General features: G+C 73.4%; 14 protein-coding genes. 6 read left to right on the top strand and 8 right to left on the bottom strand.

Annotated features, from left to right (window positions below; genetic code table 11):
- Positions 1-3: 3 nt before the first annotated feature.
- Both ACQ1X7_RS02880 and ACQ1X7_RS02875 read right to left on the bottom strand, forming a co-directional pair.
- Positions 4-1,419 carry an amidase gene (locus ACQ1X7_RS02880; RefSeq protein ID WP_432476640.1) on the bottom strand — a complete coding sequence of 472 codons (1,416 nt, stop codon included), beginning with the start codon at positions 1,417-1,419 and terminating at the stop codon, positions 4-6.
- Between the two features lie 10 nt (positions 1,420-1,429).
- Positions 1,430-2,800, bottom strand: coding sequence for an MFS transporter (locus ACQ1X7_RS02875; RefSeq protein ID WP_432476639.1), 1,371 nt, complete (start codon positions 2,798-2,800; stop codon positions 1,430-1,432).
- 120 nt (positions 2,801-2,920) lie between these two features.
- Here ACQ1X7_RS02875 and ACQ1X7_RS02870 point away from each other — a divergent pair, with 120 nt between their 5' ends.
- Complete coding sequence (locus ACQ1X7_RS02870) at positions 2,921-3,634, top strand: maleate cis-trans isomerase family protein (protein ID WP_432476638.1); 714 nt, start codon at positions 2,921-2,923, stop codon at positions 3,632-3,634.
- 525 nt (positions 3,635-4,159) lie between these two features.
- Here ACQ1X7_RS02870 and ACQ1X7_RS02865 read toward each other — a convergent pair.
- Genes ACQ1X7_RS02865 through ACQ1X7_RS02855 form a run of 3 tightly spaced genes read right to left on the bottom strand, consistent with a single transcriptional unit; the run spans position 4,160 to position 7,606 of the window.
- The gene (locus ACQ1X7_RS02865; RefSeq protein WP_432476637.1) at positions 4,160-4,831 is read right to left on the bottom strand and encodes a GntR family transcriptional regulator; all 672 of its coding nucleotides are present in this window, start codon (positions 4,829-4,831) and stop codon (positions 4,160-4,162) included.
- Positions 4,832-4,836: 5 nt separating this feature from the next.
- Positions 4,837-6,321, bottom strand: coding sequence for an NAD-dependent succinate-semialdehyde dehydrogenase (locus ACQ1X7_RS02860; RefSeq protein ID WP_432476636.1), 1,485 nt, complete (start codon positions 6,319-6,321; stop codon positions 4,837-4,839).
- A gap of 25 nt (positions 6,322-6,346) precedes the next feature.
- Positions 6,347-7,606: an aspartate aminotransferase family protein gene (locus ACQ1X7_RS02855; protein WP_432476635.1), complete on the bottom strand. Its 1,260-nt coding sequence runs from the start codon at positions 7,604-7,606 to the stop codon at positions 6,347-6,349.
- A gap of 64 nt (positions 7,607-7,670) precedes the next feature.
- Here ACQ1X7_RS02855 and ACQ1X7_RS02850 point away from each other — a divergent pair, with 64 nt between their 5' ends.
- Genes ACQ1X7_RS02850 through ACQ1X7_RS02830 form a run of 5 tightly spaced genes read left to right on the top strand, consistent with a single transcriptional unit; the run spans position 7,671 to position 13,052 of the window.
- Positions 7,671-8,672 (top strand): D-2-hydroxyacid dehydrogenase, encoded by a 1,002-nt coding sequence (locus tag ACQ1X7_RS02850; RefSeq protein ID WP_432476634.1) that lies wholly within the window; start codon positions 7,671-7,673, stop codon positions 8,670-8,672.
- Positions 8,669-9,394, top strand: a complete 726-nt coding sequence (locus ACQ1X7_RS02845; RefSeq protein ID WP_432476633.1) for a maleate cis-trans isomerase family protein — start codon at positions 8,669-8,671, stop codon at positions 9,392-9,394. The genes ACQ1X7_RS02850 and ACQ1X7_RS02845 overlap by 4 nt, the downstream gene beginning before the upstream one ends.
- A gap of 19 nt (positions 9,395-9,413) precedes the next feature.
- The gene (locus ACQ1X7_RS02840; protein ID WP_432476632.1) at positions 9,414-10,640 is read left to right on the top strand and encodes a M24 family metallopeptidase; all 1,227 of its coding nucleotides are present in this window, start codon (positions 9,414-9,416) and stop codon (positions 10,638-10,640) included.
- 1 nt (position 10,641) lies between these two features.
- On the top strand, positions 10,642-11,874 hold the full coding sequence (locus tag ACQ1X7_RS02835) for a PLP-dependent aminotransferase family protein (RefSeq protein WP_432476631.1): 1,233 nt from the start codon (positions 10,642-10,644) through the stop codon (positions 11,872-11,874).
- Positions 11,871-13,052: a M20 family metallopeptidase gene (locus tag ACQ1X7_RS02830; protein WP_432476630.1), complete on the top strand. Its 1,182-nt coding sequence runs from the start codon at positions 11,871-11,873 to the stop codon at positions 13,050-13,052. Before ACQ1X7_RS02835 ends, ACQ1X7_RS02830 begins: the two co-directional genes overlap by 4 nt.
- Before the next feature lie 193 nt (positions 13,053-13,245).
- On the opposite strand, the gene ACQ1X7_RS02825 is transcribed toward ACQ1X7_RS02830, so the two are convergent.
- The 3 genes from ACQ1X7_RS02825 to ACQ1X7_RS02815 are packed head-to-tail and all read right to left on the bottom strand — an operon-like array spanning position 13,246 to position 15,406.
- Positions 13,246-14,217 carry a sugar phosphate isomerase/epimerase family protein gene (locus tag ACQ1X7_RS02825; protein ID WP_432476629.1) on the bottom strand — a complete coding sequence of 324 codons (972 nt, stop codon included), beginning with the start codon at positions 14,215-14,217 and terminating at the stop codon, positions 13,246-13,248.
- 44 nt (positions 14,218-14,261) lie between these two features.
- Positions 14,262-15,269: a sugar phosphate isomerase/epimerase family protein gene (locus tag ACQ1X7_RS02820; RefSeq protein WP_432476628.1), complete on the bottom strand. Its 1,008-nt coding sequence runs from the start codon at positions 15,267-15,269 to the stop codon at positions 14,262-14,264.
- The gene (locus tag ACQ1X7_RS02815; protein ID WP_432476627.1) at positions 15,266-15,406 is read right to left on the bottom strand and encodes a hypothetical protein; all 141 of its coding nucleotides are present in this window, start codon (positions 15,404-15,406) and stop codon (positions 15,266-15,268) included. Before ACQ1X7_RS02815 ends, ACQ1X7_RS02820 begins: the two co-directional genes overlap by 4 nt.
- Between the last annotated feature and the right edge of the window lie 2 nt (positions 15,407-15,408).

Here is a 15,408-nt window from a genome sequence, read left to right as displayed (position 1 = left end):
TCGTCAGGGCCCGGTGAGCAGGGTCGGTGTCTCGGTGTGCCAGCCGGTGAGCTGCTGGTAGGCGTGGCCGACCCGGAGCAGCAGGTCGTCCCGGTGGCGGGCGGCCACCAGCTGGAGCCCGACCGGCCGTCGGTCCGAGGTGAAGCCGCACGGCACCGACAGCGCTGGCTGCTGGGTCATGTTGAACGGGTAGGTGTACGGCGTCCACGAGGTCCACAGCTCGCTCGGCCAGACCTCGGGGGCGTCGCGGCCGGCGGCGAACGCGGCGATCGGGGTGGTGGGGGTGAGCAGCACGTCCCACTCCTCGTGGAAGGCGCCCATCCGGACGCCGAGCGCCATCCGCACCGCCATCGCGTCGAGGTAGTCCGAGGCGGTCGCCGGGAGGCCGTACTGGTGCACCGCGCGGGCCAGGCCCGGGTCGACCCGCTCGAGGGCGCCCTCGCCGTACCCGCCGATCACCTTGGCGGCGCCGGTGAACCAGAGCACGTGGAAGGCGTCCACGCAGTCCTCGATCCCCGGGTCCACGCGGGCGACGTGGGCGCCGGCGGCCTCGAGGTCGGCGGCCGCCCGTTCGACGGCCTCCTCCACCTCGGGGTCGTTGCGGCCGAAGCCCAGGGTCGGTGACAGCGCGACCCGCAGCCCGCGCAACGCCCGCGCCGGGTCCGGGTCGAGCGCCCCGGAGAAGCTGCCCCCGGTCGGCGGCATCGCCGCCCAGTCGCGGGAGTCGGGCCCGCTGACGAGGTCCAGGAGCAGCGCGGCGTCCTCGACCGTGCGGGTCATCGGGCCGCCGTGGGACAGGGTGCCGTAGGGGCTGGGCGGGTACATCGGCATCCGGCCGAAGGTCGGCTTCAGCGCGGTGGTGCCGGTGAAGGAGGCCGGGATCCGGACCGAGCCGCCGCCGTCGGTGCCGATCGACCAGGCGCCCATGCCGAGCGCCACCGCCGTCGCGGAGCCGCCGCTGGAGCCGCCGGGCGTGAGGTGGCTGCCCCACGCGTTGCCGGTGACGCCGTGCCGGGCCGAGTCGGTGACGCCCTTCCAGGCGAACTCGGGCGTGGTCGTCTTGCCGAGCACGACGGCGCCGGACTCGCGCAGCCGGGCCACGGCGGGCGCGTCCTCCTCCCACGGCCCCTCGGCGTCGATCAGCGACGACCCGCGGACCGTCGGCCAGCCGCGGGTCAGGAACATGTCCTTGATCGTCACCGGTACGCCGTCGGCGGGACCGAGCGGCTCCCCGCGACCCCAGCGCTGCTCGGACTCCCGGGCGCTCGCCAGGGCGCCCTCGGGGTCGGTGAGGAGGACGGCGTTCACCTCGCCGTTCCAGCGGTCCACGACCGCCAGGGCAGCCTGGGTGGCCTCGACCGGCGACAGCGTGCCCGCGGCGTACCCGGCGGACAGGGCGGTGGCCGTCGCCAGCGACACCGTCACCTGCTCAGCCGCCCTTGGCCGCCATCTCGGCGAGCTCGGCCTCGGACTCCGGGGTGCCCGGGATCTCGGTGCCGCGGATCGAGCAGCCCGCCGTCTCGACCGCGAACCGGATCGAGATCAGGCCGACGACCGACGCGAGGATCATGTAGTACGCCGGCATCAGGTTGCTGCCCGTGGCGGAGATCAGGGCGTCGTTGACGTAGAGCGCCGTCCCGCCGAAGAGGGCCGTGGAGATGTTGTAGCCGATCGCCATCCCGCCGTACCGGACGTGGGAGGGGAACATCGCCGGGAAGGTGGCGCTGATGGTCGCGAGCTGGGCGACGTAGACGATGCCGAGCACCGCGAACCCGACCAGCGCGGGCCAGAAGCCCTGCGAGATCAGCATGAACATCGGCACCGAGAGCACGATCAGCCCGATGAAGGAGCCGGCCCACATGGGCTTGCGTCCGATCCGGTCCGAGAGGGCCCCGGCCATCGGGATGAACACCAGCATCGCGACCTGGCCGAAGATCACCAGCAGGTCGGCGTCGGTCGAGGAGAAGCCGGCCGTCTCGGTGAGGTACGTCGGCATGTAGGCCAGCAGCGTGTAGTTGGCGATGTTGAGCGCGGCCACCAGCCCCATCAGGACCAGGATGGTCGGCCAGAAGTTGGCGAACAAGTCCTTGAGCGCGCTGCCGGCGCTGCTCTCGACGGCCTCCTGCTCCTCGAGCTCGCGGAACACCGGTGTGTCCTCGAGCTTGAGCCGGACGTAGAGGCCGATCAGGCCGATCGGGCCACCGATGAGGAACGGGATCCGCCAGCCCCAGTCGGTCATCGCCTCGGCGCCGATGAGGGACTCGGTGACGAAGACGATCGCGATCGCCAGGGTGAAGCCGCAGATGGTGCCGAACTCCAGGAAGCTGCCGAGGAACCCGCGCTTCTTGTCGGGGGCGTACTCGGCCATGAAGGTCGCCGCGCCGCCGTACTCGCCGCCGGTGGAGAAGCCCTGCACCACGCGGAGCGCGACCAGCAGCACGATCGCCCAGACGCCGACCTGGTCGTACGTCGGCAGCACGCCGACCAGGAAGGTGGCCGCGGCCATCAGCAGGATGGTCATCGCCAGCACCCGCTGCCGGCCGATCCGGTCGCCGAGCGGGCCCCAGAAGATGCCGCCGAGCGGCCGCAGCACGAACGAGACGGCGAAGACCAGGAAGGTGCCGACCAGCCCGGTCTCGGGGAAGAAGTTGTCGGCGATCTCGACCGCCACGTAGGCGTAGACGCCGTAGTCGTACCATTCGGTGGCGTTGCCGATGGCCGAGCCGGTGATCGCCTTGCGGAGGGTGCCGGGGTCGACCTCCCTCTCGGCTGCTCCTGCGGACGGTGACGGTTCGGCCATGTCGGCTCTCCTCGAGATGCTGCGTGCGGCTGCGGTCGGTGTGGGGGCCCGTACGACAGTCCCTCACCTTGCTCCCGGGTTGGTAGATTGTCAACAATCTGTGGGAAGGTGCCACCACCGATGCCGACCGTCGTGATGCTCTACCCCGGCCACAGCGCCGAGGACGACTATCCCGCGCTCGAGCGCCGGCTGCCCGGGGTCGCGCTGCCGGTGGTGCACACCTGGGAGGGTCCGACCGCCCACGACGTGGCCGCCCTCCGGTCCCTCGGGGCGGAGGAGCCGCTGCGGGCCGCCGCCGGCCGCGCCCGCGACCTGGCGCCGGACGCCGTGATGTGGGCGTGCACGTCGGGCAGCTTCGTGTACGGGCCGCAGGGAGTCCACGCGCAGGCGGGGTGGGTGGCCGACGCGGCCGGCGTCCCGGCGTCGTCGACGACGCTGGCGCTGCTGGCGGCCCTGGACCACCTCGGCGCGCGGCGCGTGGCCGTCGCGGCGACGTACCCGGCGGCCGTGACCGACCACCTCACGGACCTGGTGGCCGACGCCGGGGTCGAGGTCGCGGCCGTCACCCACGCCGACGTGCCGAGCGGAGAGGACGCCGGCCGGCTCGACCCCGACGCGGTGGTCGCGATGGTCGCCGGTGTCGCGCGGCCGTCGGGGACGCAGGCGGTCGTGGTGCCCGACACGGCGCTGCGGACGACCGGGCTGCTGCCCCGGCTCGAGGCCGAGGTCGGCGTACCGGTGGTCACCGCCAACCAGGCGACCGCGTGGTACGGCCTGCGGCTCGCCGGCTGGACCGGCACCGCCCCCGACCTCGGCACCCTGTTCGCCCGCTAGCTCGAGCCGGCGCCGCCACGACCGATCCGCACAGGGTGGTTTCGAGACGGGCGCAGAGCGCCCTCCTCAACCACCGGGACCCCGCACCACCCGGACGGCGCTCCTCCCCCCCGCTCGCTCGTCGGGGACACCTGCCGCGAGGACACATGTCCCCAACGACCCAGTGCCCAGCAGCAGGTCGACCTTCAGCGGGTGGTTTCGAGACGGGCGCAGAGCGCCCTCCTCAACCACCGGGACCCCGCACCACCCGGACGGCGCTCCTCCCCCCCGCTCGCTCGTCGGGGACACCTGCCGCGAGGACACATGTCCCCAACGACCCAGTGCCCAGCAGCAGGTCGACCTTCAGCGGGTGGTTTCGAGACGGGCGCAGAGCGCCCTCCTCAACCACCGGGACCCCGCACCACCCGGACGGCGCCCCTCCCCCCGCCGCTTGCTCGTTGGGTACACGTGTCCCCGGTGCTTGAGGAGGACCCCCACACCATCCGGTGGTTGAGGAGGTTGCGCAGCAACCGTCTCGAAACCACCTCACCCGGACAGCTCGCCGACGGCGGCGAGGACCCGGCGCAGGCCGTCGTCCATGTGCGCACACAGCAGCCGGTCGGCGAGGTCGGCGTCGCCGGCGACGATGGCGCGGGCGATGTCGGCGTGCTCGGTGACGCGGTACTGGACCGAGTCGTAGGTCTGCTGCATCCACGCCAGGCACAGCCGGACCTGGGTGAGCAGCGTGCCGTGCATCAGGATCAGCCGCGGGCTGCGGCTCAGCGCCACCAGCTGCTCGTGGAAGCGCATGTCGAGCGCCGACACGTCGGGGTGGGAGGGCCGGTCCTCGTAGGCGCGCATCTCCTCGACCACCGCGATCAGCGCCTCCGCTTCCTCGCCCGCCCCTAGCGCGACCGCCTGCCGTACGGCGGTCCGCTCGACCGCGGCCCGGGCCAGGTAGATGTCGCGGATCGTCGGCTCGTCGAGCTCCATCACGAACAGGCCGCGGTTGCGGTGGCTGACGAGGAGTCCCTCCTGGGTGAGCCGCTGCATCGCCTCCCGCAGCGGGCCCCGGCTGACGCCGAAGCTCGCGGCCAGCGAGGCCTCGGTGAGCTGCTGGCCCGGCCGGAACTCGCCCTTCGCCACCGCGTCGCGCAGCCGCCGCGCGATGATGCTGGGCGTGGAGTCGCGCGGAATCGGCGTCAGCGACGACTCCATGACGGTCACCCTAAGGTCCGGCGGGGCATGGCGAGGTACTTGATCTCGAGGAACTCCTCGATGCCGACCCGGCCGCCCTCGCGGCCCAGCCCGGAGGCCTTGACGCCGCCGAACGGCGCCGCGGGGTTGGACACGAGTCCGGTGTTGAGGCCGACCATCCCGACCTCCATCGCCTCGGAGACCCGGAAGCCGCGGTCGACGTCGCGGGTGTAGAGGTAGCCCACCAGCCCCCAGTCGGTGTCGTTGGCGATCTCGAGCGCCTCCTCCTCGGTGTCGAACGGCACCAGCGCCGCCACCGGCCCGAAGATCTCCTCCGACATCAGCGCCGAGTCGCGGCGTACGTCGGCGAGGACCGTCGGGGTGAAGAACCAGCCCGGCCGGTCGGGCCGCGATCCGCCGGTGACGACGGTCGCCCCCCGCGCGACCGCGTCCCCGACCAGCCGCTCGACCTTGTCGAGGGCCGGCGGCCCGACCAGGGGCCCGACCTGGACGCCGTCGTCGGCGCCGTCGCCGACGACCAGCCCGCCCATCCGCTCCGCCAGCCGGGCGGCCAGCTGGTCGGCCACGCCGCGCTGGACGAGGATCCGGTTGGCGGCCGTGCAGGCCTCGCCCATGTTGCGCATCTTGGCGACCATCGCGCCCTCGACGGCCGCGTCGAGGTCGGCGTCGTCGAAGACGATGAACGGCGCGTTGCCGCCGAGCTCGAGCGAGGTCCGCATGACGTGCTGCGCAGCCTGCCCGAGGAGCTTGATGCCGACCGCGGTGGACCCGGTGAAGGTGAGCTTGCGGGCCAGTCCACTGGCCAGCCACGGCCCCACGACCGACCCGGGGTCGGAGGTGGTCACCACGTTGAGGACGCCGTCGGGCAGACCGGCCTCGCGGAGGATCTCGGCGAGGGCGAGCGACGACAGCGGGGTGAGCTCGGAGGGCTTGAACACCATCGTGCAGCCGGCCGCGATCGCCGGGCCGATCTTGCGCGCGCCCATGGCGAGCGGGAAGTTCCACGGCGTCACCAGGACGCACGGTCCGACCGGCTCGCGGGTGCAGATGATCCGGGTGCCGCCGTCGCCGGAGACCGTCGCGTCTCCGCCGATCCGGACCGCCTCCTCGGAGAACCAGCGCAGGAACTCCGCCGCGTAGGCGACCTCGCCGCGCGCCTCGGCCAGCGGCTTGCCCATCTCGGTGGTCATGAGCAGCGCGAGGTCCTCCTGGCGGGCCATCACCAGGTCGAAGGCGGAGCGCAGGATCTCGCTGCGCTCGCGGGGCGCGGTCCGGCCCCAGCTGCGCTGCACCCGGGCCGCGACCTCGACGGCCCGCAGCGCGTCGTCCTCGCCGCCGTCGGCGATGGAGGCGATCGGCTCCTCGGTCGCCGGGTTGAGCACGTCGATCCGCCGACCGGACGCCGCGGGCACCCAGTTGCCGTCGACCAGCAGGTCGGTGGGGACGTCGGCGAGCAGCGCGCGGACGCGGTCGGACGTTCCGGTCGTCACGGTCATGGGTCCTCCGGGTGGGGGGCTAGGGGCAGGAGCAGACCTCAGCCAGGGCGGCCCCGAACCGCTCGGCGCCGAGGCGCACCTCGTCCTCGGTCACGACCAGGGCCGGGATCAGCCGGACCACGTTCATCAGCGGGCCGCAGGTGAGCGAGAGCAGGCCGTGCCGGGTGGTGGCCTGCTGCACCGCCTTGGCGGTGTCGGCGTCGGCCGAGCCGTCGGCACGCGTCAGCTCGAGGCCGAGCATCAGGCCGATGCCGCGGACGTCGCCGAGGCACGCGTGGTCGGCCTGGAGCTTCTGCAGCTCGGCGAGCAGCTGGTCGCCGCGCTCGCGCGCGTTGTCGACCAGGCGCTCGTCGCGGATCACATCGAGGGTGGCGCAGCCGGCCGCCGCGGCGACGGCGTTGCCGCCGTACGTGCCGCCCTGGGAGCCCGGCCACGCCTGCGCCATCAGCGCCTCGGGGGCCGCGATGGCGCTGATCGGGAAGCCGGACGCGATGCCCTTGGCGGTGATCAGCACGTCGGGGGTGATCGAGGAGTGCTGGTGGCCCCAGAACCTGCCGGTCCGCCCGCACCCGGCCTGGACCTCGTCGAGGACCAGCAGGATGCCGTGCTCGTCGGCGCGCTCGCGGAGCCCCTCGAGGAAGGCGGGCGGGGTCTGCAGGTAGCCACCGTCACCCAGCGCCGGCTCGATCAGGAACGCGGCGGTGTCGCGGGGTGCGGTGCGGGTCGCGAACAGGTGGTCGAGCTCGCGCAGGCAGAACGCCACCGCGTCGTCGACGCTCCAGCCGTAGCGGTAGGCGTAGGGGAAGGGCGCCATGTGGACCCCGCCCATCAGCGGCGAGAACCCGGCCGAGAACCGGGTGCCGGCGGTGGTGAGGGTCGCGGCCGCGACGGTGCGCCCGTGGAAGCCGCCCTGGAAGGTGACGATGTTGGGCCGGCCGGTGGCCATCCGGGCCAGCCGGATCGCGGCCTCGACGGCCTCGGAGCCGGAGTTGGCGTAGAAGACCGAGTCCAGGCCGGGGGGCAGCACCTCGCCCAGCTTGTCGGTGAGCTCGAGCAGCGGCCGGTGCATCACGGTCGTGTACTGCGCGTGGATGACCCTGCCGACCTGCTCGCGCGCCGCCTCGACCACGCGCGGGTGGCAGTGACCGGTGCTGGTGACGCCGATGCCGGTGGTGAAGTCGAGGTAGTCGCGTCCGTCCTCGCCGTGGATCCAGCTCCCGCTGGCGTGGTCGACCACGACCGGGGTGGCCTGCTGCAGGACCGGGCTCAGCGCCGTCATGCGTTCGATCCTGCCAGCCGATCGTAGATTGTCAACAATTGCTCACGACCCCTACCGTGGCGGGGTGACGACCGCCCCAGGGACGGCCCGGCGCACCCGGGTCGTCGTCCTCACCGACGACGCCGGGACCGAGCCGCCGAACGCAGACCGGCTGCGCGCGCTCGCGGACCTCGTGGTCACCGACGCGGCCGGCCTGGCCGCCGACCTGCCCGGCGCCCAGGTGCTGCTGATGTGGGACTTCTTCTCAGCGGCGTTGCGGGAGGCGTGGCCGGCCGCCGACGGGCTGGAGTGGATCCACGTCGCGTCGGCCGGCGTCGACACCCTGCTGTTCGACGAGCTGCGCGCCTCCGACGTCGTCCTGTCCAACGCCCGCGGCGTGTTCGACCAGCCGATCGCGGAGTTCGTCGCGGCCTCGGTGCTGGCCCACGACAAGCGGCTCCACGAGAGTGCCCGCCTGCAGCGCGCGCACGAGTGGCGGCACCGGGAGACCACTCGGACGGCGGGGTCACGGGCGCTCGTCGTCGGTACCGGCGGCATCGGCCGGGCCATCGCGCGGCTGCTCCGCGCGCTCGGGGTCGAGGTCACCGGCGGCGGGCGTACGCCGCGCACCGAGGACCCCGACTTCGGCGCCGTCGTCGCCACGGCCGACCTCCGCGACCACCTCGGGGACCAAGACCACGTCGTCCTCGCGGCCCCCCTGACCGACCAGACCCGCGGGCTGATCGGCGCCGCCGAGCTGGCCGCGATGAAGCCCACCGCCCACCTGGTCAACATCGGCCGCGGCCCGCTCGTCGACGAGGACGCGCTGCTCGACGCGTTGCGCTCGGGACGGATCGCGGCGGCATCGCTCGACGTCTTCGAGACCGAGCCGCTGCCCGACGACCACCCCTTCTGGGACCTGGAGCAGGTGCACGTCTCGGCCCACATGTCCGGCGACGTGGTCGGCTGGCGGGACGCGCTCGCGGTGCAGTTCGAGGACAACCTGCGGCGCTGGGTCGCGGGCGAGCCGCCCGCGAGCGTGGTCGACAAGGAGCGCGGCTACGTCCCCCAGGAGGCGGCACCATGACTGCTGTCGTCAACCCCTGCATCGGTGTGGTCACGCCCTACGACTTCGCCCTCGACCGCGAGCTGTGGCGATGGGTCCCCGACGGGCTCGACCTGCTGCTGACCCGCACGCCCTACGAGCCGCTCACCGTCTCCGTCGAGATGGCCCAGCGCGTCGGCGACCCGGCCGTGGTCGCCGCGGCGACCCTGGCCCTCACCACTCCGGCCCCCGCCGTGGTCGGCTACGCCTGCACGTCGGGGAGCTTCGTGGCCGGCGCGGTCGGCGAGCGCGCGATCGTGGACGCCATGCTGGCCACCGGTGTCCCGGCGGCCGTGACGACCAGCGGCGCGGTGGTCTCCGCGCTGCAGGCCCTCGGGGTGCGCCGGGTCGCGGTGGCGACGCCGTACGACGAGGCGATCACGGCGCTGCTGGTCGCCTTCCTCGGCGAGGCGGGCATCGCGGTCAGCCGCGCCGACCACCTCGGTCTCGACTCCGCCATCTGGGCGGTGCCGCGCGAGGTCACCCTGGGGCTGGTCCGGCGGGCGTGGACCGAGGACTGCGACGCGGTGTTCGTCTCGTGCACCAACCTCGCGACCTACGACGCCATCCCCGAGCTCGAGGAGGAGCTGGGGGTCCCCGTCGTGAGCGCCAACCAGGCCACGATGTGGGCCGCGGTCGCCCTCGCCGGCCTCTCGGCCCAGGGTGCCGGCCAGCGACTCCTGCAGGAGGGAGTGCCCGCGTGAACACCCCCGAGGACCCCGCATGACGCACGCCTTTCCCGGGTCCGAGCCGCCGGCGCGGCACACCCCGGCCTCCTTCGAGCCCGACGAGTACGCCGCCCGGCTGGCCGCCGTCCAGGCCCGGCTCGCCGACCGCGAGCTCGACGCGATCGTGGTGTCCGACCCGGCCAACCTGTTCTACCTGTGCGGCTACAACGCGTGGTCGTTCTACGTGCCGCAGTGCCTCGTGGTGCCCGTCGAGGGGCTGCCCCACCTGTTCGCGCGGGCGATGGACGCCCAGGGTGCCTACTGGACCGCGACCCTCCCCCGCGACCGGGTGCACGCCTACCCGGAACGTCTGGTGCAGCACGTCACCGAGCACCCCTTCGACTGGATCACCCGCCGGGCCGTCGAGGTCGGTGTGCTGCCCGACCGGGCCGGCGGCCGGGTCGCCGCGGAGCTGGACGCCCACTTCTTCTCCGCCCGCAGCCACCTCGCGCTCGAGGCGGCGCTGGAGCACAGCGTCGTCGTGGACAGCGCCGAGCTCGTCAACTGGGTCCGGCTGGTCAAGTCGCCCGCCGAGGTCGAGGCGCTCCGCGTCGCCGGGCGGATCGCCAGCGACGTCATGCAGGTCGCGATCGACGGGGTCCGGGAGGGCCGGCGGCAGTGCGAGGTGGTCGCGGAGATCCAGCACGCGCAGGCCCTCGGCTCGGGCGTGCTCGGCGGCGACTACCCCGCGATCGTGCCGATGCTGCCGACCGGCGAGTCGGCCGGGACCCCGCACCTGACCTGGAGCGACGCCCCGTTGGTGCGGGGCGAGGCGACGACCGTCGAGCTGGCGGGCGTCTTCCACCGCTACCACGCGCCGCTGGCCCGCACCGTCGTCCTCGGTCGGCCGGCCCCGCTGCTCGCGTCCTGCGCGGTCGCCGTCGGCGAGGGCCTGGACGCCGCCCTGGAGCAGCTCCGCCCGGGCCGCACCGGCGCCGACGCCCACCGGGCCTTCACCGAGGTGATCGGCCGGCACGGCTTCACCAAGGAGTCCCGCATCGGCTACTCGATCGGCATCGGCTACCCGCCCGACTGGGGCGAGCGCACGGTGAGCCTGCGCGAGGACTCCACGACCCCGCTCGAGCCCGGCATGGCCTTCCACGTGATCCTCGGGATGTGGATGGACGGCTGGGGCTACGAGACGTCCGAGCCCGTCGTCCTCACCGAGGGTGCCCCCGAACGGCTGACCACGGTCCCGCAGGGACTGACCACCAAGGAGTGACATGACGATCCCCGACCCGGTGACCCCGGTCCGCGACCAGGGCCTGCCGCTGGCCTCCCGTGCCGACCAGCTGGTCGGCTCGATGATCGACTCCAGCACCTCGCTGCTCGCCGCCCAGAGCCACGACATCGTGCGGTTCGCGATGGGCAGCCCGGCCGCCGAGGCGATCCCGACCAAGGTGCTGGCCGCGATCGGCGCCGAGGAGGTCGGCGAGGCCTCCCCCGACGCGTTCGACTACGCCGCGACCGAGGGCGACCTGCCGCTGCGGCAGGCGCTGCTGGCCGAGCTCGAGGGCACCAGCGACGCCACGACCCTGGACCGGATCACCGTCACGTCCGGTGGGATGCAGGGGCTCGACCTCGCGTTCAAGCTGTTCGTCGACCCGGGTGACCTGGTGACGGTGGAGGCGCCGACGTACACCAACGGCAGCGCGACCGCGCTGTCCTACCAGGCCGAGCTGCTCGAGGTGCCGGTCGACGACGACGGCATGGACGTCGGGGCGCTGGAGCGACTGGTCGACGAGGCCGGGCGGACGCCGCGGGTGATCTACACCGTGCCGACGTTCCAGAACCCCTCCGGCGCGACCCTCACCCTGGAACGTCGGCAGCGGCTGCTCGAGCTGGCCCGCCGTTGGGGCTCGGTGCTGCTCGACGACGACCCCTACGGGATGCTGCGGTTCGCCGGGGACGACGTCCCGACGCTGCACGAGCTCGCCGACGGCGACCCGCTGGTGTTCTCGGTGCGCACCTTCTCGAAGACCGTCGCGCCCGGGCTGCGGGTCGGCTGGGTCGACACCGACCCGTCGCTGCAGCCGCTGCTGATCAACGCCAAGCAGGCCATGGACACCTGCACCAACCTCCCCGCCCAGCGGCTGGTCACCGGCTTCCTCGCCGGCGGCCACCTCGACGAGCACCTGCGGACCCAGCGGGCGGAGTACCGCCGCCGCAAGGAGGCGATGCAGGACGTGCTCGCGTCCGTGTTCGGCGACCGCGCCCGGTGGACCGACCCCGAGGGCGGCTTCTTCCTGTGGCTGACCTTCGACCCGGCGGTCGACACCGAGGCGCTCTTCCCGGCCGCGCTCGAGGAGGGTGTCGCGTTCATCCCCGGCAACGCCTTCTCGCCGAGCCGGCTGTTCCCCGACGCGCTGCGGCTCTGCTTCGCCTCGACCACCCCGGAGCGGACCCGCGAGGGGCTGGAGCGGCTGCGCCGGGCGGTCGACCGGGTGGCGGGGTGATCGGGCGCAGCGAGGTCGAGCACGCCGTCCTGGGGCTGATCGAGGAGGACGAGCTGGTCGCGCTCACCCGCGAGCTGGTCCGGGTCCCCGGCGAGAACCCGCCCGGGCAGGAGGAGGCGACCGCGCACGCGCTCGCCGGGATGTGCGAGGCCCGCGGGCTCGACGTCGAGGTCGACGAGGTCATTCCCGGCCGGCCGAACGTCGTGGCGTCGTTCGGCGAGGGCGGTTCACCCGGGCTCCTGCTCCTGGGCCACACCGACGTGGTCCCCGTCGGCACCGGCTGGACGCGCGACCCGTTCGCGGGCGAGCTCCGCGACGGCGCCGTCCACGGCCGGGGCAGCACCGACATGAAGGGCGGGCTGGCCGCGTGCCTGGTCGCGATGGCGGCGGTGCTGCGCGCCGGCGTACGGCTGCCGGGAGCGGTGCACCTGGCGGCGCTGGTCGACGAGGAGGACACCGGCCTGGGCATCCGCCACCTCGTCGACCGCGGCCTGCCTCCGCTCGCGGGCTGCGTGGTCGCCGAGCCGACGGACCTGCGCACGGTCGTGGCAGCGCGCGGGGACAGCTACCTGCACTACCGGGTGACCGGCCGTGCCGCCCACTCCGGCGACCCCTCGGAGGGCCGCAACGCGATCGTCGGCGCCGCCCGGCTGGTCGCCGACCTCGAGGTGTGGCACGCCGAGCTGGCGGCGGCGCGGCACCCGCTGGTCGGGCCGGCGACCGTGAGCGTCGGGACCGTCCACGGCGGCCAGGGCACCTCGATCGTCGCCGCGGAGTGCGACCTGACCGCCGACCGGCGGCTGCTCCCGGACGAGGGCCCGGACGCCGTCCTCGCCGAGGCGCGGGCCCGGCTCGACGCCCTCGACCTCGCGACCGCCGATCTCTCCGCCGAGGTGACGATGTCGATGGCGATGCCCGGGTTCGCCACCCCTGCCGACCACCCGTGGCCGACGCTGGTCGACGGTGCGCTGGCCGACGCGGGCGGGCCCAAGCTGCCGGTGGCCGGCTGGACCGCCGCCTGTGACGGCGGCTTCGTCGCCCGGACGGGCGTGCCCGTCGTGGTGCTGGGTCCCGGCTCGCTGGACCGGGCCCACCGCGCCGACGAGCGGGTCGAGGTGGCACAGCTGGTCACCGCCGCCCGGGCCTACGCGCTCACCCTGTTGCGGGGGTGGGGGTAGGCGTCGGGAGGTCGGTCGGTTTCCCCGCTCAGGCGGGGAAACCGACGCCTGGCGGCCGGAACTTCCCGCGCCAGGCTCCAGACTCGCCCACGAAGCTCGCCGTCGCCGGTGCACAACCCACGTCACCGACGCGCCGGTCCGGCGGGGCGTTTGCCGCGCCCGCCGGACCGGCCACCAGGGGGCCCGAGGGGCCTCAGAACCGGATCGAACGCAGGTAGGAGTACCCCACCTCGGCGGTCTGGATCGGGGTCACGTCCGGGGTGTCGTTCTCGACGATGTACTCCTCGACCTGGTGGGCCTCGAAGATCTTCGCGAAGTCGATGAACCCGGTGCCGAGGTCGGCGTGGTCGTCGGGTGCCTCGACGTGCTTCTTGTCCTTGACGTGGTACTGCCGGACCTTCTGCGGGGCGTCCTCGATTACGTCGATCGCGAAGTCGATGGCTTCCTCGTGTGTCACGTCCTCGCTCTGATTCAGGCCACCGGTCACGGCCCAGTAGAGGTCGACCTCGAGGTGGACGAACCGCGGGTCGAGCTCGGTCGTGAGCACCTGCCACGGCGTGACCCCGCCGCCGAGGTCGGTCGTGAACTCGTGGGCGTGGTTGTGGTAGCCGTAGCGCAGGCCACGCTTCTTGGCCTCGCGCGCCTCGACGTTCATCTGCTCCGCCCAGGTCTGCCACTCCGACAGCGAGTCCGAGGCCAGGTAGGGCACCACGACGTACCGCTGCCCGAGGGTCTCGGCGTTGTCCAGCTTGGTCTCCAGGTCCGCCGGCGTGGCGCTGATGCCGTCGTGGGACGAGGTGGCCCGGATGCCGAGGTCGTCGTAGAACGCCTTCAGCTCAGCCGCGGTCCTGCCGAAGTAGCCGAGCGCCTGCTCCACCCGCGGGTAGCCGATGTCGGCGATCGTCTGCAGCGTCTCGTCGTAGAGGGGCTCCCCGAACGGCGGCCCGAGGATGGACCGCAGCGTCCACAGCTGGATGCTGATCCTGCCGGGCGGGACCCGGTGCCGCTGCGGCCCGCGGCCGCCCGCGACCGCCACGTCCGCCGTACCGAGCGCCGCCACACCTGCCGTGCCGAGCGCCGCGCCGCGCAGCACGGAGCGTCGGCTCATGCCGCGCTCCGCCAGGGACCGGCGCAGGGCTCCCTCACCGTCGTAGCCGTAACACATGTCGTTCTCCTCCCTAGGGGGTTGAGGCCGGCCGGGGCGGCCGGTCAGTCGTTGGAGCTGAAGGCGGCGTCGAACGCCGCGTCGGGTGCGTCGAAGGCCAGGTCGCGGACGTACTGCAGCGCCTCGGGGGCGCCGCGGAGCCGGTCCATGCCGGCGTCCTCCCACTCCACCGAGATCGGGCCCTCGTAGCCGATCGCGTTGAGCATCCGGAAGCACTGCTCCCAGGGGACGTCGCCGTGGCCGGTCGACACGAAGTCCCACCCGCGCCGCGGGTCGGCCCACGGCAGGTGCGAGCCCATCCGTCCGTTGCGGCCGTTGCCGAGCTGCTTCTTGGTGTCCTTGCAGTCGACGTGGTAGATCCGGTCGCGGAAGTCCCAGAGGAACGCCACCGGGTCGATGTCCTGCCACACCATGTGGCTGGGGTCCCAGTTGAGTCCGAACGCCTCGCGGTGGCCGATGGCCTCCAGCGTCGCCACGGTCGACCAGTAGTCGTAGGCGATCTCGGACGGGTGCACCTCGTGGGCGAAGCGGACGCCGCACTCGTCGTACACGTCGAGGATCGGGTTCCACCGGTCGGCGAAGTCGCGGTAGCCCGCCTCGATCGCGTCCTGGCCCACCGGCGGGAACATCGCGACGTACTTCCAGATGGAGGACCCGGTGAAGCCGATCACGGTGTCGACGCCGAGCCGCTGGGCGGCCCGCGCGGTCACCTTCATCTCCTCGGCGGCCCGCTGGCGCACGCCCTCGGCGTCGCCGTCGCCCCAGATCCGGTCGGGCAGGATCGCCCGGTGCCGGTGGTCGATCGGGTCGTCGCAGACCGCCTGGCCCTTGAGGTGGTTGGAGATGGCCCACACCTTCAGGCCGTGCTTCTCGAGCAGGTCGAGCTTGCCTTGGACGTAGGCGTCGTCCTCGGCCGCCTGCCACGGGTCGAGGTGGTCGCCCCAGCAGGCGATCTCGAGGCCGTCGTACCCCCACTCGCCGGCGAGCTGGCACATCTGCTCGAAGGGCAGGTCGGCCCACTGGCCGGTGAAGAGCGTGATCGGTCTGGTCATCGGGTTCCCTCCTGGGAGTCGTGCCGGCCGCCGACGGCGGAGGCGGCGATGGGTGGTGTGGCGAGCAGGGCGCCGGGCTGGGCGCGGGTCACGGGCGCGCGGTCCAGCCGCAGCCCCGAGCGCTGCAGGCCGACCATGG

It is taken from the genome of Nocardioides sp. GXQ0305, assembly GCF_050880345.1.
GTDB lineage: Bacteria > Actinomycetota > Actinomycetes > Propionibacteriales > Nocardioidaceae > Nocardioides.
Note: the sequence above shows the minus strand (reverse complement) of the source record. Positions and strands in the feature narration are given on the sequence as shown.